The organism is Pseudoxanthomonas spadix, assembly GCF_003703395.1.
GTDB lineage: Bacteria > Pseudomonadota > Gammaproteobacteria > Xanthomonadales > Xanthomonadaceae > Pseudoxanthomonas_A > Pseudoxanthomonas_A spadix.
The window spans coordinates 366691-387587 of sequence record NZ_RDQN01000002.1 but is presented as its reverse complement, the minus strand read 5'-3'; the positions used below and the strand labels follow the sequence as shown (position 1 = coordinate 387587).

General features: G+C 67.8%; 20 protein-coding genes. 14 read left to right on the top strand and 6 right to left on the bottom strand.

Annotated features, from left to right (window positions below; genetic code table 11):
- The first annotated feature begins 16 nt into the window (after window positions 1-16).
- From ubiB to D9R12_RS04370, 3 genes are all read left to right on the top strand, one after another.
- Window positions 17-1675 (top strand): ubiquinone biosynthesis regulatory protein kinase UbiB, encoded by a 1659-nt coding sequence (gene ubiB, locus D9R12_RS04380; protein WP_122228807.1) that lies wholly within the window; start codon window positions 17-19, stop codon window positions 1673-1675.
- 427 nt (window positions 1676-2102) lie between these two features.
- Window positions 2103-3476 (top strand): outer membrane protein transport protein, encoded by a 1374-nt coding sequence (locus D9R12_RS04375; protein ID WP_211327649.1) that lies wholly within the window; start codon window positions 2103-2105, stop codon window positions 3474-3476.
- 139 nt (window positions 3477-3615) lie between these two features.
- The gene (locus D9R12_RS04370; RefSeq protein WP_122228413.1) at window positions 3616-4326 is read left to right on the top strand and encodes a pseudouridine synthase; all 711 of its coding nucleotides are present in this window, start codon (window positions 3616-3618) and stop codon (window positions 4324-4326) included.
- Window positions 4327-4336: 10 nt separating this feature from the next.
- On the opposite strand, the gene D9R12_RS04365 is transcribed toward D9R12_RS04370, so the two are convergent.
- Together D9R12_RS04365 and D9R12_RS04360 are read right to left on the bottom strand one after the other, a co-directional pair.
- Window positions 4337-4735 (bottom strand): MAPEG family protein, encoded by a 399-nt coding sequence (locus tag D9R12_RS04365; protein ID WP_122228410.1) that lies wholly within the window; start codon window positions 4733-4735, stop codon window positions 4337-4339.
- Window positions 4736-4847: 112 nt separating this feature from the next.
- A complete protein-coding gene (locus D9R12_RS04360) occupies window positions 4848-6572 on the bottom strand; it encodes a M28 family metallopeptidase (RefSeq protein WP_122228407.1) in 1725 nt (574 codons plus the stop codon).
- A gap of 328 nt (window positions 6573-6900) precedes the next feature.
- Between D9R12_RS04360 and gpmI the strand changes: the two genes are divergently transcribed.
- From gpmI to D9R12_RS04345, 3 genes are all read left to right on the top strand, one after another.
- A complete protein-coding gene (gpmI, locus tag D9R12_RS04355) occupies window positions 6901-8460 on the top strand; it encodes a 2,3-bisphosphoglycerate-independent phosphoglycerate mutase (protein ID WP_122228404.1) in 1560 nt (519 codons plus the stop codon).
- Window positions 8457-9764 (top strand): murein hydrolase activator EnvC family protein, encoded by a 1308-nt coding sequence (locus D9R12_RS04350; RefSeq protein ID WP_122228401.1) that lies wholly within the window; start codon window positions 8457-8459, stop codon window positions 9762-9764. The genes gpmI and D9R12_RS04350 overlap by 4 nt, the downstream gene beginning before the upstream one ends.
- Before the next feature lie 89 nt (window positions 9765-9853).
- Window positions 9854-11395, top strand: coding sequence for a S41 family peptidase (locus D9R12_RS04345; protein ID WP_122228398.1), 1542 nt, complete (start codon window positions 9854-9856; stop codon window positions 11393-11395).
- Between the two features lie 52 nt (window positions 11396-11447).
- On the opposite strand, the gene D9R12_RS04340 is transcribed toward D9R12_RS04345, so the two are convergent.
- The 3 genes from D9R12_RS04340 to D9R12_RS04330 all read right to left on the bottom strand — a co-directional run bounded on the left by D9R12_RS04340 (window position 11448) and on the right by D9R12_RS04330 (window position 14046).
- A complete protein-coding gene (locus tag D9R12_RS04340; protein WP_014161890.1) occupies window positions 11448-11771 on the bottom strand; it encodes a DUF1820 family protein in 324 nt (107 codons plus the stop codon).
- 74 nt (window positions 11772-11845) lie between these two features.
- Window positions 11846-12538 (bottom strand): rhomboid family intramembrane serine protease, encoded by a 693-nt coding sequence (locus D9R12_RS04335; RefSeq protein WP_014161889.1) that lies wholly within the window; start codon window positions 12536-12538, stop codon window positions 11846-11848.
- 314 nt (window positions 12539-12852) lie between these two features.
- The gene (locus D9R12_RS04330) at window positions 12853-14046 is read right to left on the bottom strand and encodes a GGDEF domain-containing protein (protein WP_170159141.1); all 1194 of its coding nucleotides are present in this window, start codon (window positions 14044-14046) and stop codon (window positions 12853-12855) included.
- Window positions 14047-14512: 466 nt separating this feature from the next.
- Between D9R12_RS04330 and D9R12_RS16005 the strand changes: the two genes are divergently transcribed.
- The 6 genes from D9R12_RS16005 to D9R12_RS04305 are packed head-to-tail and all read left to right on the top strand — an operon-like array spanning window position 14513 to window position 19270.
- Complete coding sequence (locus tag D9R12_RS16005) at window positions 14513-14986, top strand: DUF2244 domain-containing protein (RefSeq protein ID WP_043290742.1); 474 nt, start codon at window positions 14513-14515, stop codon at window positions 14984-14986.
- Between the two features lie 27 nt (window positions 14987-15013).
- Window positions 15014-15961, top strand: a complete 948-nt coding sequence (gene coxB, locus D9R12_RS04320) for a cytochrome c oxidase subunit II (RefSeq protein WP_043290740.1) — start codon at window positions 15014-15016, stop codon at window positions 15959-15961.
- Window positions 15962-16001: 40 nt separating this feature from the next.
- Window positions 16002-17618: a cytochrome c oxidase subunit I gene (gene ctaD / locus D9R12_RS04315; RefSeq protein WP_014161885.1), complete on the top strand. Its 1617-nt coding sequence runs from the start codon at window positions 16002-16004 to the stop codon at window positions 17616-17618.
- Window positions 17618-17773 (top strand): hypothetical protein, encoded by a 156-nt coding sequence (locus tag D9R12_RS15700; protein WP_170159140.1) that lies wholly within the window; start codon window positions 17618-17620, stop codon window positions 17771-17773. Before ctaD ends, D9R12_RS15700 begins: the two co-directional genes overlap by 1 nt.
- Window positions 17770-18372, top strand: coding sequence for a cytochrome c oxidase assembly protein (locus D9R12_RS04310; RefSeq protein WP_014161883.1), 603 nt, complete (start codon window positions 17770-17772; stop codon window positions 18370-18372). The genes D9R12_RS15700 and D9R12_RS04310 overlap by 4 nt, the downstream gene beginning before the upstream one ends.
- Window positions 18373-18391: 19 nt before the next feature.
- Window positions 18392-19270 carry a cytochrome c oxidase subunit 3 gene (locus D9R12_RS04305; protein WP_122228389.1) on the top strand — a complete coding sequence of 293 codons (879 nt, stop codon included), beginning with the start codon at window positions 18392-18394 and terminating at the stop codon, window positions 19268-19270.
- Between the two features lie 21 nt (window positions 19271-19291).
- Here D9R12_RS04305 and D9R12_RS04300 read toward each other — a convergent pair whose 3' ends face one another.
- Window positions 19292-19510 (bottom strand): twin transmembrane helix small protein, encoded by a 219-nt coding sequence (locus D9R12_RS04300; RefSeq protein WP_014161881.1) that lies wholly within the window; start codon window positions 19508-19510, stop codon window positions 19292-19294.
- Window positions 19511-19572: 62 nt separating this feature from the next.
- Between D9R12_RS04300 and D9R12_RS04295 the strand changes: the two genes are divergently transcribed.
- Both D9R12_RS04295 and D9R12_RS04290 read left to right on the top strand, forming a co-directional pair.
- On the top strand, window positions 19573-20313 hold the full coding sequence (locus D9R12_RS04295) for an SURF1 family protein (RefSeq protein ID WP_244919626.1): 741 nt from the start codon (window positions 19573-19575) through the stop codon (window positions 20311-20313).
- Window positions 20310-20879 carry a thioredoxin domain-containing protein gene (locus D9R12_RS04290; RefSeq protein ID WP_122228384.1) on the top strand — a complete coding sequence of 190 codons (570 nt, stop codon included), beginning with the start codon at window positions 20310-20312 and terminating at the stop codon, window positions 20877-20879. Before D9R12_RS04295 ends, D9R12_RS04290 begins: the two co-directional genes overlap by 4 nt.
- Window positions 20880-20897: the final 18 nt, after the last annotated feature.

The following is a 20897-nucleotide window of genomic DNA, read 5'->3' as shown; positions in this document are numbered from 1 at the left end:
GCCGGGCATGAAGAGCGTGCGCGCGGCGCTGCGCGCCAACAGGATCGGCCGCGTGTTGATCCGCTATCGCCTGGATGCGCTGCTGGACGGCACCCCGGCCGAGCCGTGGCTGAAGCTGGCGCGGCCGTTCGTGCCACGCGCGCGCGAGGACATCGCCGCGCTGAGCCGCGGCGCGCGCCTGCGCATGGTCCTGCAGGAACTGGGGCCGATCTTCGTCAAGTTCGGCCAGATCCTGTCCACCCGCCGCGACCTGATGCCGCCTGACGTGGCCGAGGAACTGACCCTGCTGCAGGACCGGGTCAAGCCATTCGATGGCGACACCGCGCTGCGCATCGTCGAAAAAGCACTGGGCATTCCGATCGAGGTGGCGTTCGCTTCGTTCGACACCACGCCGCTGGCCTCGGCCTCGATCGCCCAGGTGCACGCGGCCACGTTGCATGACGGCCGCCAGGTGGTGGTCAAGGTGCTGCGTCCGGACATCGAGGTGCAGATCGCCGGCGACATCGCCCTGCTCAAGTCCGGCGCGGCGCTGATGGACTACGCGCACCCGTCGGCCGACAAGATCCGGCCGAAGGAAATCGTCGCCGAGATCGAAGGCACCCTGGCCGCCGAACTGGACCTGCAACGCGAAGGCGCCAACGCCAGCGTGATGCGCCGGTTCTGGAAGGATTCGCCGGACCTGTACGTGCCGGAGATCATCTGGAGTCACACCGCCGAGCGCGCGCTGACCATGGAGCGCGTCGACGGCATTCCCTCCGACGACATCGCCGCCCTGGATGCGGCCGGCATCGACCGCAAGGCGCTGGCGGCCAAGGGCGTGCGCGTGTTCTACACCCAGGTGTTCCGCGACAACTTCTTCCATGCCGATGCCCATGCCGGCAACATCTGGGTCGACACCGACCCGGCGCGCAAGGCCAACCCGCGCTTCATCGCGCTGGATTTCGGCATCGTCGGCCAGCTCTCGCAGCAGGACCAGTACTACCTGGCCGAGAACTTCATGGCCATCTTCAACAAGGATTACCGTCGCATCGCCGAGCTGCACGTGGAAGCGGGCTGGATGCCGGCCACGGTGCGCATCGACGAGCTGGAGGCCGCGGCACGGGCGGTGTGCGAGCCGTACTTCACCCGGCCGCTGAGCGAGATCTCGCTGGCGCAGGTGCTGATCAAGCTGTTCCGCACCGCGCAAAAGTACGAGCTGACCCTGCAGCCGCAGTTGATCCTGCTGCAGAAGACCCTGCTCAACATCGAAGGCGTCGGCCGCCAGCTCGATCCGCAGCTGGACATCTGGGCGGTGGCCAAGCCCGTGCTGGAGCGCATCCTGGTCGAGCGCTACAGCCCCAGGCGTGCGCTCGAGGAACTGCGCAAGCGGCTGCCGGAAATCCTGACCCACGCCCCGGACATGCCGCGCCTGGTGCACAGCTGGCTCAAGCAGCAGGTGGAGGGCAAGCACGAACTGGCCATGCGTTCGAAGGACCTGGCCGCGCTCAACCTGACATTGCAGCGCCTGCAGCGGCGCGTGGTCACCGCGATCGCCGGTGCCGGTCTGTTGGGCGCCGCTGCGGTGCTGCACGCCTTCGGCGTGGGCGGCCCGGTGTTGTTCCATGTGCCGCTGTGGACCTGGTTGAGCGGCGGCCTAGGCGCGATCGCGCTGCTGTCGGCGTGGTGGCGGCGCTGAACGGTGTGCTTCCTTCCTTCTCCCCTCGGGAGAAGTTGTCCGAAGATCGGTTGTCCAAGCTGCTTCAAGCGGCCCGGCTCGATCGTCAGTGGCCCGCGGGGTTCGTGATTTCGTGCCGAAAACCTCGCCCAGGGCGGGAAAAGCGCGCAGGCGCCGTCATGCCCGCTGAGGCGCAGATCAGCGGGCCGACCTTAATGAACAGGGGAGCCTCACGCGTGGTTAGACTAAAGTACAACGAAAATTTAAGGAATGGGTTGTGCACGTCAGTGGCGGGGACCGTCGCGCTCATGGAGAATGGGTCCGTACTGCTGCGCATGGAGGCCGCGGCGCTGGGTTTGCAGCTGAAATGATGCGCAGGCCAAAAAATGGAATGCTTTTTTCTTATTCAAATATTGGCAGTGATTGATAAAGGCGAGGGAAAATCATGTTGACGAGCAAAAATGTGTTGGCGGTGGCTGTGGGTGCCGTCTGTGCGGCCGTGAGCGGGAGTGGATTTGCTGCGGCGCTGGATCGCTCCGGACAGTCCATTGCAGCATTTCTCAGGCCGGGTAATTATGCGGAGTACGGTGGCTCGTTCCTCAATCCCGCCGTGGAGGGCAAGGACAAGAGTGGCAATCCCACGGGAGACATGGCTGGTAGCTATAACTTCATCGGTGCAGCGATAAAGTTCCAGCCCACCGAGCGATTCTCTTTCGGGTTTATCTATGACGAACCTTTTGGGGCCTCTGCCGGGTACCGGGGCAACAACGATTTTGTCTCCAGGCCGACGGACGTGGTATTGGCCGGCCTGCCGGTCGTCACCGGGCCAAGCATTGTCAGTAATGGCCAGCTGGCTGCATTCGGCCTGAATACCGATCTCACCGGCAATACCGATGTCTCGGTGACCACCAAAAGTCTCTCGGCGATCGTTGGGTTCAAGCCCGTGGAAGGGTTGACCCTTTATGGTGGTGGCGTCTATCAGGAACTTGAAGGGAATGTGCAGCTGCATGGCTCGACCTATTCGGCATTCAACGGCTATGGCGCTGAGCTGAGCACCGAGCGCGAGTGGGGCTGGCTGGCTGGCGTTGCGTACGAGATTCCCGAGATTGCGCTGAAGGTCTCGCTCACCTATCGATCCGAGATCGATTACGAGTTCGATGCAAAGGAATCGCTGCCGCTGGCCGATGCGCTGGGCGCCAACAGTGCACAGCTCGGTGGCCTGGTGCAGGGGCTGGTCGCGGCAGGAAGCATTCCCGCGCAGAACGGCCAGGCCATCATCGGCATGCTGAACGGGCTCAGCGGTGGCTTGCCAGGAGGCACCACCGACATCACCTCGCCGCAGTCGGTCAATCTCGATTTCCAGAGCGGGATCATGGCCGACACGATCGCCTTCGGTAACGTCCGCTGGGTGCAGTGGTCCACATTCGCCATTCGTCCTGCGCAGTTTGGTCAGCTCGCCGAGGCTCTTGGTCCCCTGATCGGCCAGCCGAATGGATTCAATCTGGTGGACTACTCCAAGGACCAGTGGTCGGCCAACCTGGGCCTGGGGCGCAAGCTCGGCGAACAGCTCGGCGGCTCGTTTTCGGTGGGTTGGGACAGTGGTGCCGGCAACCCGGTGACCACGCTGGGGCCGACCGAAGGCTATTGGAATGTGGGGCTTGCGCTTCGCTACAACCCCACGCCCAAGGTCGAGATTTCCGCCGGCATCAAGTATTTCTGGCTTGGCGATGCCGAGGCCCAGACCGGTGCCCACAGCTACGCGGGTGATTTCGAGAACAACAATGCGATAGCGGGCGGTGTGAAGTTCGGCCTGAATTTCTAAGGCTCGCGCACAAGCGCCGATCCTGACCGCACCTGCTGGCGGCCCCTTGGCCGCCAGTTTTTTTTTGGGGCTGGCCGGTATGGACGTTGCGGTGACCACGGGGATGGATAATCGCGGCTGCGAACCCTGCCGTGACCCAATGCCCGAATTGACCTCGATTGCCATCCTTTATCAGGACGATCTGCTTGCCGTGGTCGACAAGCCGGCCGGGCTGATGGTCCATGACAGTGGCCTGGCGCGTGGCCAGGACCAGTTCCTGGCCGAGCACCTGCGCGCGCAGCTGGGCAAGCCGATCTTCCTGATCCATCGGCTGGACCGCGGCACCAGCGGTTGCCTGCTGGTGGCCTTCGACCGCGACACGGCCTCGGCGCTGGGCAAGGCCTTCATGTCGCGCGCCGTTGAGAAGGATTACCTGGCCGTCTGCCGCGGCTGGCCGGAGCAGCAGTTCACCATCGACCACGACCTGGATGGTGGGCCCGGCAGGCCGGCCAGGAAGCAGGCCATCACCGGTTTCGTGCGCCTGGCCACCGGCGAGCTGGACATCCCCTCAGGCGGCTTTGAGACCTCGCGCTATGCGTTGCTGCGCTGCCGCCCGCACACCGGGCGCTTCCGCCAGATCCGTCGGCATCTCAAGCATGCCTTCCATCACCTGATCGGCGATACCAGCCACGGCGAGGGCCGGCACAACCGCGCGTTCCGCATGCGCGGCGTACAGCGCATGCTGCTGCATGCGCGGCGGCTGTCGTTCCTGCATCCGGCCACCGGCGTGCGGATCGAGGCGCTGGCGCCGCTGGATGCCGAGTTCGCCAGGGCACTGGACCTGTTCGGCTGGGACCACCGGCTGCGTTAGGCGTGCAGGCTTACGCCACGCCCAGTGCGGCCATCACCAACAGCGCCAGGGTGCAGCTGAAGCCGACAAACCACACTAGGCTGCGCAGGCCGGCGTGACCGGCGATATAGGCCAGGCCGTGGGCGACGCGCGCGGCCAGGATCACCAGGGCCAGTGTTGCCACGGTGTTGGCGCCGACATGGGCGGCCTGGGCCATCAGCACGCCAGCGGCAAACATCGGGAAGGCCTCGAAGCCGTTGAGCTGCGCCGCGTGCGCCCATTGCGAGCGCGGGTTGTCCTGCCGGGCCTGCCAGGCGCGCGGATTGCGGTTGTCGTAGCGGGCGCCGGCGCTGGCCTTGGCCACGCTGGTCCACAGGTAGGGCAGCAGCGCGACGATCAGCACGCACCAGTAGGCGACGGCGTAGGACATGGAAAGAGTTCCAGCGAAAGGGCGCGCGCAGCTTAGCGCCTGCGCCGATCGATGAAGCAAAAGGAAAGGCGCCTGGCGGCGCCTTTCTGATTTCTGCGTCCAAGCCGGCAGGTTATTTTCCTGCCGACGCCTTCATCATCCTGTCGCGCGCGGCCTTGAACGGGTTGCCGTCGTACCAGTTGGGCCACTGGCCGTCGCTGGCCAGCGACTTGCCCACGCCGTAGACCAGCTCCAGGTCCTGCACGGTGCCGTCCAGCTTCCAGCTCGCCGGGTCGTATTCGTCGGCCGGGGAGTGGTAGCGGTGTTCGCCATAGTCCTTGGCGTAGGCCTCGCCGGCGGCCTTGCCGCCTTCGACCAGGTCATCGCCGCCATCGGTGTACAGCGCCGGCACGCCGGCCTTGGCGAAGTTGAAGTGGTCCGAGCGGAAGTAGAAACCGCTCTGCGGCGAGGACTCGGCATGCAGGGTCCGGCCCTGCATCTCGGCCAGCGGCTTGAGGATGTCCTCCAGCTGCGAGGCGCCGTAGCCGGTCACGGTCACATCGCGCGCCTTGCCCGCCACCGACATCGCATCGAGGTTGATCACTCCGGCGATCCTGTCGAGCGGGAAGGTCGGATGGGCCACGTAGTACTTGGAACCGAGCAGGCCCGATTCCTCCAGGGTCACCGCCAGAAACACCACCGAACGCTTCGGCCTGGGATCCTGGTGGGCGAACGCTTCGGCCACTTCCAGGATGCCGGCCACGCCGGTCGCGTTGTCGACCGCGCCGTTGTAGATGTTGTCGCCGTCCTCGCCCTCGTGCTTGCCCAGGTGGTCCCAGTGGGCCATGTACAGCACGGCCTGGTCCGGCTGCTCGCTGCCGGGCAGCACGCCGATCACGTTGCGCGATTGTTTTTCGGCGATGGTGCTGTTGAGGTCCAAGGACAGCCTGGCCTTGAGCGGCACCGGCTTGAAGCCGCGCCTGGAGGCATCCTTGTAGGCCTGGTCCAGGTCCAGCCCGGCCTTGGCGAACAGCGCGCGCGCCACGTCCTGGGTGATCCAGCCCTGCGCCGGCACGCGCGGCTCGGGATCGTCCCGGGCCGGCAGGTCGTACTGCGCGCCGGCCCAGGAATTCTTCACCACGTCCCAGCCATAGCTGGCGCCGAGCGGGTCGTGGATGATGATCGCCGCATCGGCGCCCTTGCGCGCGGCCTCTTCGAACTTGTAGGTCCAGCGGCCGTAGTAGGTCATCTTCTTGCCGTCGAACAGCGCCGCATCATCGGTGTGGAAGCCGGGGTCGTTGACCAGCATCACCACGGTCTTGCCCTCCCAGCGCTTGGCGCTGCCGTAGTCGTTCCACTTCTGCTCCGGCGCATCCACGCCGTAGCCGACGAACACCAGCTCGCTGTCCCTGATGCTGACCTGCGGCTTGCCGCTGCGCGTGCCGATCACCATCTGGTCGCCGAAGCTCAGCGTCTGGGTGCTGCCGTCGGCCTGGGTCACGGTCAGCGTGGTGGACGGATCGGCCGTGGTTTCCACCATCGGCACATCCTGGCTCCAACTGTCGCCGTTGCCGGGCTTCAGGCCGATGCGCTGCATCTGGGCGGCAATGTAGGCCACGGTCATGTCCTCGCCGGGCGAACCCGGCGCGCGACCCTGGAAGGCATCGGAGGACAGGGTCTTGACCCGTTCGGCGAAATCTGCGGCGGTGATCTGCGGGGAGAAGGCATGCGGCGCGTCCGGCGCGGCCGGGGCCGGGACCGACGGCGTGGAGGCGGCAGGCGCCGGCGCCGGATCGGGTTTCTTGCAGGCCGACAGCGCGATCAGCGCGGCCAGGCCCAGCAGCAACGTGCGGGACATGCAGGTTCCTTGCAGGTGACGTCAGGAACCGGGGATTCTAGCCCGATGCGGGCGCCGGCAGCGCCGGGCCCGCCTGTCCGGGCTGGCACAGTGCGGTCATTGGCCCGGGGCGGTGTCGCTGCCGTAGGCCAGGGCCCAAGGCCAGGCCGAGGGCGGCGCAGGGCAGCTGGCCGGTGCGGCCGGCCATGGTGGAGATTTCCTTTCGTGCTTGCCGGGACGGGATGCAGCCTGTGCACGGAAGATTCAAAGCCGGGTCCTGCATCGAGACGGGGCGTTGCAGCGGGCGCCGCTACAATCGGCGCCCTGTCACCGCAAGGAAATCCCCGCCGTGTCCGAGTCCGTCCAGCGCCCCAAGCCCGTCGTCCTGCTGATCCTGGATGGCTGGGGTTACCGCGAAGACCCCACCGACAACGCCGTGGCCCAGGCCACGCTGCCCAACTGGCGACGGCTGCTCAAGACCTGCCCCAACACGCTGATCCACACCGAGGGCCGCCATGTCGGCCTGCCGGACGGGCAGATGGGCAATTCGGAAGTGGGGCACATGAACCTGGGCGCCGGCCGCATCGTCTACCAGGACCTGACCCGGATCGACGCGGCCATCGAGGACGGCAGCTTCTTCGACAATGCCGAGCTGAGCGCGGCTTGCGAGGCGGTCAAGGCCGATGGCGGCACCCTGCACCTGATGGGCCTGCTCTCGCCAGGGGGCGTGCACAGCCATGAGCGTCACCTGTGGGCACTGCTGGACCTGGCCAGGCAGCGTGGCGTGGCCCGGGTCGCCGTGCATGCCTTCCTGGACGGGCGCGACATGCCGCCGCGTTCGGCCAAGGCCAGCCTGGAGAAGCTCCAGGCCAAATGCGATGAAGTGGGCAACGCGCACCTGGCGTCGGTGTCCGGGCGCTATTTCGCCATGGACCGCGACAAGCGCTGGGACCGGCTGCGCAAGGCCTGGGATGCGATCGTGGAGGCCAAGGGCCAGTTCACCGCTGCCACCGGCATTGAGGCGCTGGAAGCGGCCTATGCGCGCGGGGAGAACGACGAGTTCGTGCTGCCGACCGTGATCGTCGGCGACGGCCACCGGTCAGGCACCGGGCCGATGGCCGATGGCGATGCGGTGGTCTTCTTCAACTACCGCGCCGACCGCGCCCGCCAGCTGACCGGCGCGTTCGTGTTGCCGCAGTTCGAGGGCTTCCAGGTGCGCAGGCCCAGGCTGGCGCGCTTTGTGTGCATGACCGAATACGACGCCAGGCTGCCGGCGGCGGTGGCCTTTGGCCCCGACGACCTGCGCAACACGCTGGGCGAGGTGGTGGCCGCCCATGGCCTGACCCAGCTGCGCATTGCCGAGACCGAAAAATACGCGCATGTGACCTTCTTTTTCAGCGGCGGGCGCGAGGACCCGTACCCCGGCGAGCAGCGCATCCTCGTGCCCAGTCCAAAGGTGGCCACCTATGACCTGCAGCCGGAGATGAGCGCCCCGGAAGTCACCGACAGGCTGGTCGCGGCGATCGCGGCCGACAGCTTCGATGTGATCATCTGCAACCTGGCCAACCCGGACATGGTCGGCCACAGCGGCATCCTGCAGGCGGCCATCAAGGCCGCCGAAGCGGTGGACGTGGCCATCGGCAAGATCGAGGCCGCCGTGCGCGCCGCCCACGGCGCGCTGGTGATTACCGCCGACCACGGCAACCTGGAAATGATGGCCGACCCCAAGACCGGCCAGCCGCACACCGCCCACACCGCCGCGCCGGTGCCGCTGGTGTACGTGGGCGAGCGCACCGATGTGCGCCTGCGCCAGGGTGGGGCGCTGCGCGATGTCGCCCCGACCCTGCTGGAGCTGCTCGGCCTGCCCAAGCCGGCCGAGATGACCGGCGAGAGCCTGATCGCCGGATGAAGCAGGCATCGCGGCGCTTCGGACGGCTGGCGCTGCTGCTCGCGCTGGCCACGGCCGGCTGTGGCCTCGCCCTGGCGCAGGGCCAGACCGAGGCGCAGAAGAAGCTCGAAGGCATCCGCAAGGAACTCAAGCGCGTGGCCGCCGAACGCCGCGAGCTGGAGGGCCAGCGTGGCCAGGCCTCGCGCCAGATGCGCGCGGCCGACGAGCAGGTCGGCACCAGCAGCCGCGAGCTGGCTGAAACCCGGTCCGCGCTGAAGAAGGAAGAAGCCGCCCTGGCGCAGCTGCAGGCCAAGCGTGACAGCATGCAGCAGCAGCTGTCCGGCGAGCGCGCCGCGCTGTCGCAGCTGGTGCGCGCGGCCTACATGACCGGCGCCAACGCGCCGCTGAAGGTGCTGCTGTCGCAGGACACGGTTGCCGAGGCAAACCGCGCGCTGGTCTACCACCGCTACGTGCAGGCCGATGTCACCCGGCGCATCGACGCGCTCACCGTCCAGCTGGATGCACTGCGCACGCTGGAACAGGACATCCAGACCCGCCGCGCCGCGCTGCAGGCGGCGCACCAGGAACAACAGCGCCAGCTCGCCCAGCTCGAGCGTGATCGCAGCGAGCAGGCCAGGCTGGTCAGCCAGCTTGACCAGCGCTACGAAGACCGCAGCGACCGCGTCCAGGCCCTGGGCCGCGATGCCAAGGCGCTGGAAACCCTGCTGGCCAACTTGCGCGCCGCCGCCGCACGCGCCGAGGCCGAGCGCCGTGCTGCGGCCGAACGGGCGCGCCGTGAACAGGCCGCGCGCGAGGCCAGCGCCCGCGAACAGGCACAGAGGGAACGCGACACTGCCCTGGCCCAGGGCCGTCCCGCCCCACCGCCGCGTAAAACCCCGCCACCTCCGCCGCCGGCCAGGGTCGCCAGCGCACCGGCGCTCAAGGTCGGCGGCCTGGGCTGGCCGGCCTCGGGCAACCTGCTGGCCCGCTTCGGCGGCCAGCTGCCCGACGGCCATGCCAGCCAGGGCGTGCTGATCGGCGCGCCGCTGGGCAGCCCTGTCACCGCCGTGGCCGACGGCACGGTGGTCTTTTCCGAGTGGATGACCGGCTACGGCCTGATCCTGATCATCGACCACGGCAACGGCTACATGAGTCTGTACGCGCACAACGAGTCGCTGCTGCGCGATGCCGGCGACACGGTCAGCAAGGGCGATGCCATCGCCAGGGTCGGCCGCTCCGGCGGCTGGGGAAGCCCGGCGCTGTATTTCGAACTGCGCAAGGGCGGCGCGCCGGTGGATCCGTCCTCGTGGCTGCAGCAGCGCTGAGCAGGGCGGCCAAAACGAGCCGTGGGCGCGGCTTGGCGCATAATCCAGACCGCTTTTAACCTCCCCCCATGATCCGCCGGAGTTGCCGCATGCGCGTGTCCCTGTTGCTGACCTCCCTGCTGCTGGCGCTGGCGCCGGTGGCCCTGGCCCAGGAGGTCGCGCCCGCAGCGCAGGACACCCCGCAACAGCAGGCCCCCGCGCGGCCGGCCCAGGCCCAGGAGGACGATGAGGACCAGACCGGGCAGGTCGGTTCCAGCGACGACCCCTCAGCGGCCGAATCCACGCCCTCGGAGGTCCCGCTGGAGGAGATCCGCCGCTTCGTGGCGGTGTTCAACGCGGTCCGGCAGGCCTACGTCGAGCCGGTCGACGACAAGAAACTCATGCACTCGGCCATCCGCGGCCTGCTGTTGGACCTGGACCCGCACAGCGCCTACCTGGACAAGGAGGACGCGCAGAGCTTCGATGAGCAGGCCAATGGCGCCTACGACGGCATCGGCGTGGAACTGCTGGCCCAGCCGGACGGCACCTTGAAGGTGGTCGCCCCGATCGATGGCACCCCGGCCGCGCGCGCCGGCATCCAGTCCGGCGATGTGATCATCGCCATCGACGGCAAGCCGCTGGGCAGTGGGGAAGATTCGATGGGTCCGTTGCGTGGTGCGCCCGGCAGCAAGGTCACCCTGACCATCGTCCGCGACAAGATCGCCAGGCCGTTCGACAAGACCCTGACCCGCGAGACCATCCGCGTGGCCAGCGTGCGCTCGCGCCTGCTCGAGCCGGGCTATGGCTACATCCGCATCAGCGCCTTCCAGGCCGATACCGGCGCCGATTTCCAGAAGGCCGTCGATGGGCTCAAGGCCAAGGGCCCCCTCAAGGGCGTGGTGCTGGACCTGCGCAGCAATCCCGGCGGCCTGCTGACCTCGGCGGTGCAGGTCGCCGACGACCTGCTGGACAAGGGCACCATCGTCACCACCCGCGGCCGTATCGCGATCAGCGACACCAGGTTCGACGCCACCCCTGGCGATCGCCTCAGGGGCGTGCCGATGGTGGTGCTGGTCGATGCCGGTTCGGCCAGTGCGGCCGAGGTGCTGGCCGGCGCGCTGCGCGACAACGGCCGCGTGCGCATCATCGGTTCGCGGACCTTCGGCAAGGGCTCGGTGCAGACGGTGCTGCCGCTGGACAACGGCGACTCGGTCAAGCTGACCACCGCGCGTTACTTCACGCCCAGCGGCAAGTCGATCCAGGCCACCGGCATCGGGCCCGACGTGGTGCTCAAGCCCGACCAACCGGCTGACCAGGACCTCCCCGCCGCGCTGGCCGACTACAGCGAAGCCGCACTTCCCGGTCACCTGCAGGGTGATCAGGAAGGCAGCGAGGGCTACACCGCCGGCGAGGTGCTCAACGGCGACAAGCCGGTCGACCAGGCCCTGGCCGAGTTGAAGCAGCCGGGCTCGGTGGCCGCAGCGATGAAGGCCGCCGCAGCCAGGCCCAAGCCAGCGCCCAAGCCAGCCGCGGTGCCCGCCAGGCCTGCAGCCGCCAGGCCAACCGCGCCGGCCACCCAGGTGGCGCCGACGCCGGTCCCTGCGCCGGCCACCCCCGCCCCGCCACCTGCAGACACCAACGGCAAGCGGTGATCCCGGCGCGCCGCGTTCACTGCTCGTCGTCGGCAATGACGACCAGCATCGGTCAGCGCGGTCGTGCGGGCATCGGAAACGGGGTGACGACCTTCTCGCCGCTGGCCGCGTCGCGGATCGCGCTGGCGCCCTTCTTCTCCACTTCCTCCACCCGCACGATGCTCTGCATCGGCAGGTGCAGCACGCGGGTGTTGCCGAACTCTTCGCGCAGGCGCTCCTCGGTCGGGTCGATGACCAGGCCCTCGTGCACGTCGAACACCAGTTCGCCAACCTCGGTGAAGCCCCACAGCGCGTTGGAGGAGGCCACCCGGTGCGCGTAGAGCTCGTACACCTTGCCGTGGTTGAGGAAGGTCACCTTGTAGAGGGGCTTGGACATGGCCTGGATCTGCGAAAAGGCAAAAGGATGCCGCACAACATGGAGGCGCGCATGCCGCTTTTCCACCGGCGCGGTCAGTAGCCGTGGCGTCGGCGCATCCGCCGGGCAATGGCCGCACGCACAAACAGCGCGAACACCACGCCGAACACGAATCCGGCCAGGTGCGCCGACCAGGCCACCGCGCCAAAGGCCGGCCCGATGTAGGCAAACAGCACCTGCAGCAGCGCCCACACCCCGATCAGGACCGAGGCCGGGGCCCTGACGAACTGCAGGAACAGGCCCAGCGGCACCACCACCCCGAGCTTGGCATTGGGAAACAGCGCCAGGTATGCGCCGATCACTGCCGACACCGCGCCGCTGGCGCCGATGATCACCCGGTCCGGCGCGCCGATCACCAGCACTGCGGCCAGGTTGGACAACGCCCCGCCCAGCAGGAACAGCAGCAGGAACCGCCACGGGCCCATCGCCCGCTCGGCCGGCAGCCCGAAAATCAGCAGGAACACCAGGTTGCCCAGCAGGTGGGCCCAGTCGGCGTGCAGGAACAGCGCGGTGAACAGGCGCAGCACCGAGCCATCGGTCAGGCCCTGCAGCCAGTCGCGCGGGGTTTCCAGCCCGCTGGTCAGCGCGCCCCACTTCAGCAGCAGGTTGCCGTACAGGCCGGCCGGGCGGGTGACCGCCCACAGGAACGCCAGCCACAGCAGCGCGAACAGCACGGGGGTGGCCCAGCGCACGGAGGGCTTGCGGCGGGAAGGGGTGGCGATGAACACGGTCGGAGCGGTCCAGGGGACGGGCGTGCCATTCCAGGCCTGAACCCGGCTGAATCTGTCTGAACCTTGCGGTTGGGTTAACTCGAGCCGGCATACTGGCACACCGCGTCGCATGTCGGGAGTTGCTTCCGTCACGCAAGGTGCCTCAGCCGCATGCACCGGGCGCCTGGCTCACCATCGACCCTGGGTTCGGTCCAGCCGGACAACACCCGGCCCGTCAACGATCACGACACGACCGTCGGCCCGGCGGGTCGGTCGATGCGAAACAACCCCGCCTGCCGCGGGGTTTCCCCTGTCTGCCGCCTGCGCGTCGCTCAGGCCGCCTGGCGCAGTTCCACGCGGTTGCGGCCGCCGTGCTTGGCCGCATACAGCGCCTGGTCCGCCAGGGCCATCAGGTCCGAGACCGGCATGTTCCGTCCGCTGCAGGCCACCCCGACGCTGACTCCGACCTGCAGGCTCCGGTGCTGCGGCAGCTGCAGCTGCTCGGTGGCTGCGCGGATGCGCTCGGCCAGCTGGCCGGCCTGGTCGCAGTCCAGTCCGGCGCTGACCACGATGAATTCCTCGCCTCCCGTGCGCGCGAACAGGTCTTGCTGGCGGATGCAGCGGCGCACCGCGTCGGAAAACGCCTGCAGCACCTGGTCGCCGGCCTGATGGCCGTGCTCGTCGTTGATCGCCTTGAAGCGATCCAGGTCCAGGGCCAGCACGGCCAGGACTTCGCGCAGGCCGGCCGCATCCGGTGCGCGGCGCTGGTCCAGCCCGCGGCTCAGGCCGCGTCGGTTGAGTGCGCCGGTCAGCGGATCGATCAGCGCGCTGCGGCGCAGCGCTTCGGCCGCATGGAAGCTGGTCAGGGTCAACATGCAGAAGTTGAGCATGAACCACAGGGCCAGGTCGGTGCTGACCCAGATGTCGTCGATGCCGAACCGGCCGCGGAACCAGCCCGGCACCACGCTGGCGTAAATGCCGATCAACAGCGCGCACGAGGCCATCATCAGGCGCGCCGGTACCCGGTCGGGCGACTCACGCAGGGTGCGCAGCTGCCAGATCATCACCGTCAGGGCGAGCACCTCGACCACGGTCAGCGCCACGCCTTGCGAGGCCTGCGTGCCGGCGATGCACCAGGCCGCCACCGGCAGCAGCAGCGCCAGCGGCATCCATATCAGTTCGCCGCGGCGCAGGCGCCGCTGCTGGACGAACTGCACCACCGCCCAGGCCAGCCCGGTCATGCCGGCGCAGGCGGCGATGCCACTCAGGTTGGTCGTCAGGCTGGCGCCCACGGGATGGCCACGTGCGCGCAGCGCTTCGGTGCCCAGGTCCATCAAGGCCGCGCCCAGGGTGTAGGCCAGGTGCGCCGCGCCCCAGGTGCCCACGCCATGCAGCGTGCGCGAGATCCGGCTCACGTAAAGAAACAGGAAGAACAACGCCAGCGACAGCGCGCAGTCGTTGATCAGGCTGAAGAACACCGAGTTGGCCATGGTCGTGCCCCCGTTGCGGACAGCGCCGCGCGGCATGGGTCGGGCCGCGTTGCTGTGACAGCACATCTAGCAAAGACCGTGCCAGCCTGTTCATCTTCGTTCGCCCGGCCGGGGGCATACACGTTTGGGCCGTCAACGACGGGGCGATGGCGGCCAGCTTCGTCCTGGGGCGGACCTTCAGGGCTGTTTCGGCCACGATCGGTCACCTCGGGTAGGCCTGGATGCACGCCTGGTCTGGTCCATTGGTGCAATGGCGCCGCGCGATTTTCCGTCACCGGCGTTGGCCCAAGCCCCTGTGAAACCGGCGGACTTCGTCGGCAGCGGAAGCGCGCCAGGCCCATCCGGCGCGGAAAAACGCCCCGGCGCAGGCAGAATCTGGCATCGGATTGCCGGCGTTTTTGGGGGTCGCTCACGTGCGTTTGCACAAACGCCGGCTTGGTTGCCCAAGGGGTCCTGCGGGGCTACCATTCAGACGTTTTCCGCAGCGCGCAGGGCCAGGGCCGTGATCGAAGTGGCGACACAGGGTTCGCAGGGACGGGACGCGCGGCTGACGCTGCGACCGCCCCGCGCCCTGACTGCCGCCCAGTTCATGTGGCTGTTTCTGGCCTGCACGGCCCTGATGTGGGCGGCGGCGGCGATGGGGTGGTGGGCCGGCAACGTGTTCGCTCCCCTGTTCGCGGTCCTGCACAGCCTGCTGGTCGGGCTGGCGCTGCGGGCGGTGTGGAAGTCCGGGCAACGCGATGAAGTGATCGCGATCGGCCCGGAGCTGGTGGAGGTGCGGCGCTCGACCCAGCCTGTACCCGCGTTCCGGGCCCATCCCTACTGGGTGCGGCTGGGTGTGGGCAGGGACGGTGAACGGGTCACGCTCTCTTCCAGTGGCAGGTACGTGGAAGTGGGAGCGCTTCTGGGGCCGGCCGAGCGAATGGAGTTGGCAACACAGTTACGCGCTTTACTGGCGGCCGCGCTGCGGCCGTGACCGATGGCACTGGGTGGGGTCTAGGCAATGACGCAACTGAAAGCTTGGTGCAGGCACGCGGGCATGCTGCTGGCGCTGGTGGCACTTCCCGGGATGGCCCTGGCACAGCAGGCCGATCCCAAGCAATGGCAGCTCAACATGGGCAAGGGCGTGACCCAGACCGCCCGGATGGCCTACGAGGCGCACATGGTGGTGCTGTGGGTGTGCGTGGTCATCGGGGTCATCGTGTTCGGCGCGATGGGCTATGCGATGTTCAAGTTCCGCAAGTCCAAGGGCGCGGTCGCCGCCCAGTTCAGCCACAACACCACCGCCGAACTGATCTGGACCATCGTGCCGGTGATCATCCTGGTCGTGATGGCCTGGCCGGCCACGGCCAAGCTGATCGCCATGTACGACACCCGTGATTCGGAGATGACCATCAAGGTCACCGGCTACCAGTGGATGTGGAAGTACGAGTACCTGGGCCAGGGCGTGGAGTTCACCAGTCGCCTGGACCGCGGCTCGGACCAGATGCGCCAGTCGGGCCAGGTCCCCACCGCCGCATCAAACCCGCACTACCTGCTGGACGTGGACCATCCGCTGGTGCTGCCGGTGGACACCAAGATCCGCTTCGTGATCACCGCCGATGACGTCATTCACTCGTGGTGGGTGCCGGCCCTGGGCTGGAAGCAGGACGCGATTCCCGGCCTGATCAACGAGGCCTGGACCAACATCGAGCAGCCCGGCGTCTATCGCGGCCAGTGCGCCGAACTGTGCGGCAAGGACCACGGCTTCATGCCGATCGTGGTGCGTGCACTGCCCAAGGCCGAGTTCCAGCAGTGGCTGGCCGCACGCAAGCCGGCCGCGCCGGTGCCCCCGGCGCCGGCCGAGGGCTCACCCGCGCCGGACATCACCCCGGAGCAGGCCGCGCCGGCCGCGACCAGTGCCAGCGCTCGGTCCGACGCCACGCAAGCTGCGCCTGCCCCGCAGGCCTGATCCTTCTTCGCCACATTCGCTGCTTTCGAGGAACACGCCCATGGCCCACTCCGCCGCAGAGCACCACAACGATCACCCCGGCGCCCACAGGCAGGGGTTCGTCGAGCGCTGGTTCTTTTCGACCAACCACAAGGACATCGGCACGCTCTACCTGATCTTCAGCTTCATCATGTTCGTGATCGGCGCGGCGATGAGCGTGGTCATCCGCGCCGAGCTGATGGAGCCGGGGTTGCAGTTCGTCAAGCCCGAGTTCTTCAACCAGATGACCACCGTGCATGCGCTGGTGATGATCTTCGGCGGGGTGATGCCGGCCTTCGTCGGCCTGGGCAACTGGATGATCCCGCTGCAGATCGGCGCGCCGGACATGGCCCTGCCGCGCATGAACAACTGGTCGTTCTGGCTGCTGCCGGTGGCCTTCACCATGTTGCTGCTGACCCTGTTCCTGCCCGGCGGCGCGCCGGCCGGCGGCTGGACGCTGTACCCGCCGCTCTCGCTCCAGGGCGGGGCCAGCGTGGCGTTTTCCGTATTTGCCATCCACGTGGCCGGGATCAGTTCGATCATGGGGGCGATCAACATCATCGCCACCATCCTCAACATGCGTGCGCCCGGCCTGGACCTGCTGAAGATGCCGATCTTCACCTGGACCTGGCTGATCACCGCCTTCCTGTTGATCGCGGTGATGCCGGTGCTGGCCGGCGCGGTGACCATGCTGCTGACCGACCGCTTCTTCGGCACCAGCTTCTTCAACGCGGCCGGCGGTGGCGACCCGGTGATGTACCAGCACATCTTCTGGTTCTTCGGGCATCCGGAGGTGTACATCATGATCCTGCCGGCCTTCGGGGTGGCCAGCGAGATCATCCCGACCTTCAGCCGCAAGCCGCTGTTCGGCTACCAGGCGATGGTCTACGCGACCGCCTCGATCGCCTTCCTGTCCTTCATCGTGTGGGCGCACCACATGTTCGCCGTGGGCATGCCGCTGGGCGGAGAGTTGTACTTCATGTACGCCACGATGCTCATCGCCATCCCGACCGGGGTGAAGGTGTTCAACTGGGTCTCCACGATGTGGAAGGGCTCGCTGAGCTTCGAGACGCCGATGCTGTGGGCGGTGGCCTTCGTGCTCCTGTTCACCATCGGCGGCTTTTCCGGGCTGATGCTGGCGATCGTGCCGGCCGACTTCCAGTACCACGACACCTATTTCGTGGTGGCCCATTTCCACTACGTGCTGGTCACCGGCGCACTGTTCTCGATCATCGCGGCCACCTATTACTGGTGGCCCAAGTGGACCGGGCGCATGTACAGCCAGTTCTGGAGCAAGTTCCATTTCTGGTGGACGGTGGTGTTCGTCAACGTGCTGTTCTTCCCGCAGCACTTCCTGGGCCTGGCCGGGATGCCGCGCCGCATCCCCGATTACAACGTGGTGTTTGCCGACTGGAACTTCGTCAGTTCCATCGGCGCGTTCGGCATGTTCGCCACCCCCTTCATGATGGCCGCGATCCTGGGCTGGTCGCTGCGCAAGGGCGCGCGCGCCGAGGATCGTTCGTGGGAGGGTGCCAAGGGCCTGGAGTGGACCGTGCCCTCGCCGGCACCGGCGCATACCTTCACCACCCCGCCGGTGCTCAAGCCCGGTGACCTGGCCCATGAGGACATTGGCCACTGATGCCCGCGCCGCGCGCTCCCATCGATGCCGCTCCGCTGAGCGCTGAGCAACAGCAGCGCCGCCGCCGGGCCACGCGCACCACCGCACTGGTGGTGGGTGCGATCGCGGTGGCGATCTATGTGGCCTTCATCCTGTCCGGCGTGTTGCGCACATGACCCCGCATTCGGCAGACCACACGCCGCAGACCGACAGCCGGACCGCCGGCCTGCCGCGGCTGATCGGTGTGGTGGTGGCGGTGTTCATCCTGACCTTCTCGCTGGTGCCGCTGTACCGGTTGGCGTGCGAGAAGGTGTTCGGCATCCGCCTGGACAACCGGCCGGCGCAGTCGCAGCTCTCCGGCGCGCCGGCCAGTGCGCGGCTGGTGACGGTGGAGTTCGACGGCGGGGTCAATTCCAAGCTGCCGTGGGCCTTCCATCCGCAGGTCCAGCGCATGCAGGTCACGCCCGGCAAGCTCTATGATGCGCAGTTCTTCGCGCGCAACGAGGGCAAGCGCGCGATCGTCGGCAGCGCGGTGCCGTCGGTGGCACCGGCGCGCGCCTCGCAGTATTTCATCAAGACCGAATGCTTCTGCTTCACCGCCCAGACCCTGGATGCCGGCGAGAGTCGCGACATGCCGGTGCGCTTCATGCTCGACCCGGACCTGCCGGCGGACGTGTCCACCGTGACCCTGTCCTACACCTTCTTCAAGAACGATGCCCTGACCGCGCGGCTCAACGGCAGCGCGGGCAACTCCACGGCGCGCTCTGCGCCTTAAGTGACCCAAGGAACGCGTGATGGCGCAGACCCACTCCCCCGAGACCGATGTCTATTTCGTGCCGCAGCAGAGCAAGTGGCCTTTCGTCGGCTCCGTCGCGATGCTGGTGCTGATGGTCGGTGTGGCCAGCTGGCTCAACGATGCGGCCTGGGGCAGGTGGACCTTCTTCGCCGGCATTGCGATGCTGGCGGCAACCTTGTTCATGTGGTTTGGCGATGTGATCCGCGAGTCGGTGGCCGGCCGCTACAACAAGCAGGTCGACGTGTCCTTCCGCATGGGCATGGTGTGGTTCATCTTTTCCGAAGTGATGTTCTTTGGCGCGTTCTTCGCTGCGCTGTTCTACACCCGCACGCTGGCCCTGCCCTGGCTGAGCGGCATCGGCGATGGCGCGATGACCAATGCGCTGCTGTGGGAAGGCTATTCGGCCGGCTGGCCGACCAATGGGCCGGCGGCAATCGGCGGTCAGTTCCAGACCATCCCGGCCTGGGGCCTGCCGCTGCTCAACACCCTGATCCTGCTGACCTCGGGCGTGACCCTGACCATCGCCCATCACGCGCTCAAGGCCGCCCGCCGCGGCGCGGTGCTGCTGTGGCTGGGTCTGACCGTGGTCCTGGGCGCGACCTTCCTCTACTTTCAGGTCACCGAGTACGTGCATGCCTACCGCGAACTCAATCTGACTCTGGGTTCGGGCATCTACGGCTCGACGTTCTTCATGCTTACCGGCTTCCACGGCGCGCATGTGTTGCTGGGCACGCTGATGCTGGCGATCATGTGGCTGCGCACGCTCAAGGGGCATTTCACCAGGGACAACCACTTCGGCTTCGAGGCGGCTGCCTGGTACTGGCACTTCGTGGATGTGGTGTGGCTGGCGCTGTTCCTGTTCGTCTACGTGATCTAGCAGCCTGTCGGGCCGGTTGGGTCACGGGGTGATTCCATGCGGCTTGATCACGCCGCTCCAGATGCCCAGCACGATCAGTGCGAACAAGGTCACCGACAGGCCGATGCGCCAGCTCAGCGCGCGCACGGTGCGCTTGGTCTGGCCACGGTCGATGAGCAGGTAATACAGGCCGGCGCCGAGGTTCCACACGATCATGATCATGAAGGCGACGATCAACAGCGTTTTGAGCGAATCGTTCATGCAGGCCTCCGCGCGGCACGGGGCCGCATGAGGCGATTATCGCAGTCGTGCGCGGGGCCGGCGTGAGTCGGCGGCTGCCGACCTCGATCGGTTGGGTGCTGGCGATCGCGGTGGCGGCCGGGTTCTGCGCACTGGGAAGCTGGCAGCTCGGGCGCGCGCAGCACAAGCGCGCGATGCTGGCCCACGTTGCGCAGGTGCTGCGCGAACGCCAGCCGCTGCCGCTGGCTGCCGCGGCGCAGCACGAGCGCGCGCAGACCTTCGACTGGTCGGCCGGACGCGGCCACTTCGCGGCCGGGGCGGCGGTGCTGCTGGACAACCAGGTCCGCGATGGCCAGCCCGGCGTGCGCGTCTATCGTCCGTTCCTTCCCGCCGATGGCGGTCCGGCGCTGCTGGTCGAACTGGGCTGGCAGCCGTTGCGAGGCGATCGCACGCTGCCGGTGGTTGCCCCTTTGCCGGGATCGCACCGCGTTGCCGGGCTGCTGGCGCCGCCGCCTTCACCTGGCCTGATCCGCGCCGCGCCGGCCATGCAGGCCGATGGCGATCTGCTCGCCGTCGCGCTGCAACCGGCTGCGCTGGCGGCGCCGTTGAAGCTGCCAGGCCTTGCGCCACGGGTGTTGAAGCTGGATCCGGCGCTGCCGATCGGCTATCGGCGCGACCTGGACGTCCTGCCCAACACCCTGCCGCCGGAGCGGCACTTGGGCTATGCGGTGCAGTGGTTCGGGCTGGCGCTGGCGGTGCTGGCCACCGCGGCGGTGCTCACGCGGCGGCGGCGGGGCGCTGCGCGTGAGAAAATGGGGGCATGATCCTCCCTGATGTTCCTCCTGGCCGCGGCCGCGGCCGACTGATCCTGCTCGGCCTGTTCGTGCTGTTCTTCGGCAGCGTGCTGGGTGCGGGCGTGCTGCGCTTCTCCGGCTGGCAGCCGGACGGGATGAAGAACCATGGCCAGCTGCTGCATCCACCCGGCGACGTGCGCGCACTGAACCCGGCCCTGGCCGATGGCGGCACCTACCGCTGGCAGCAGCCGCAGCGCACCTGGCGCATCGCGCTGGCGCCGCCGGTCGCCTGCGTGGCGGACTGCGTGGCCCTGTCGCAGCAGCTGGACACGGTATGGCGGCTGTTCGGCCACAACGCCGACCAGGTGCACATCCTGTGGATCGGCACGCCGCCGCCGGGCGCGGCGCAGCCGTCCTCGCTGCGGGTGCTGGCGCGCGACCCGGCGCTGCTGGCCGCGCTGCCACGGGTGGACGACCCGGCCGGCGTGCCGGTGTACGTGATCGATCCCAATGGCTTCGTGGTGATGCGCTTCGCGCCGGGGTTCGATCCGGCCGAGCTGCGCGCCGACCTGGCCAAGCTGCTGAAGCTCATCTGACTTGCGAACCCCACCGTA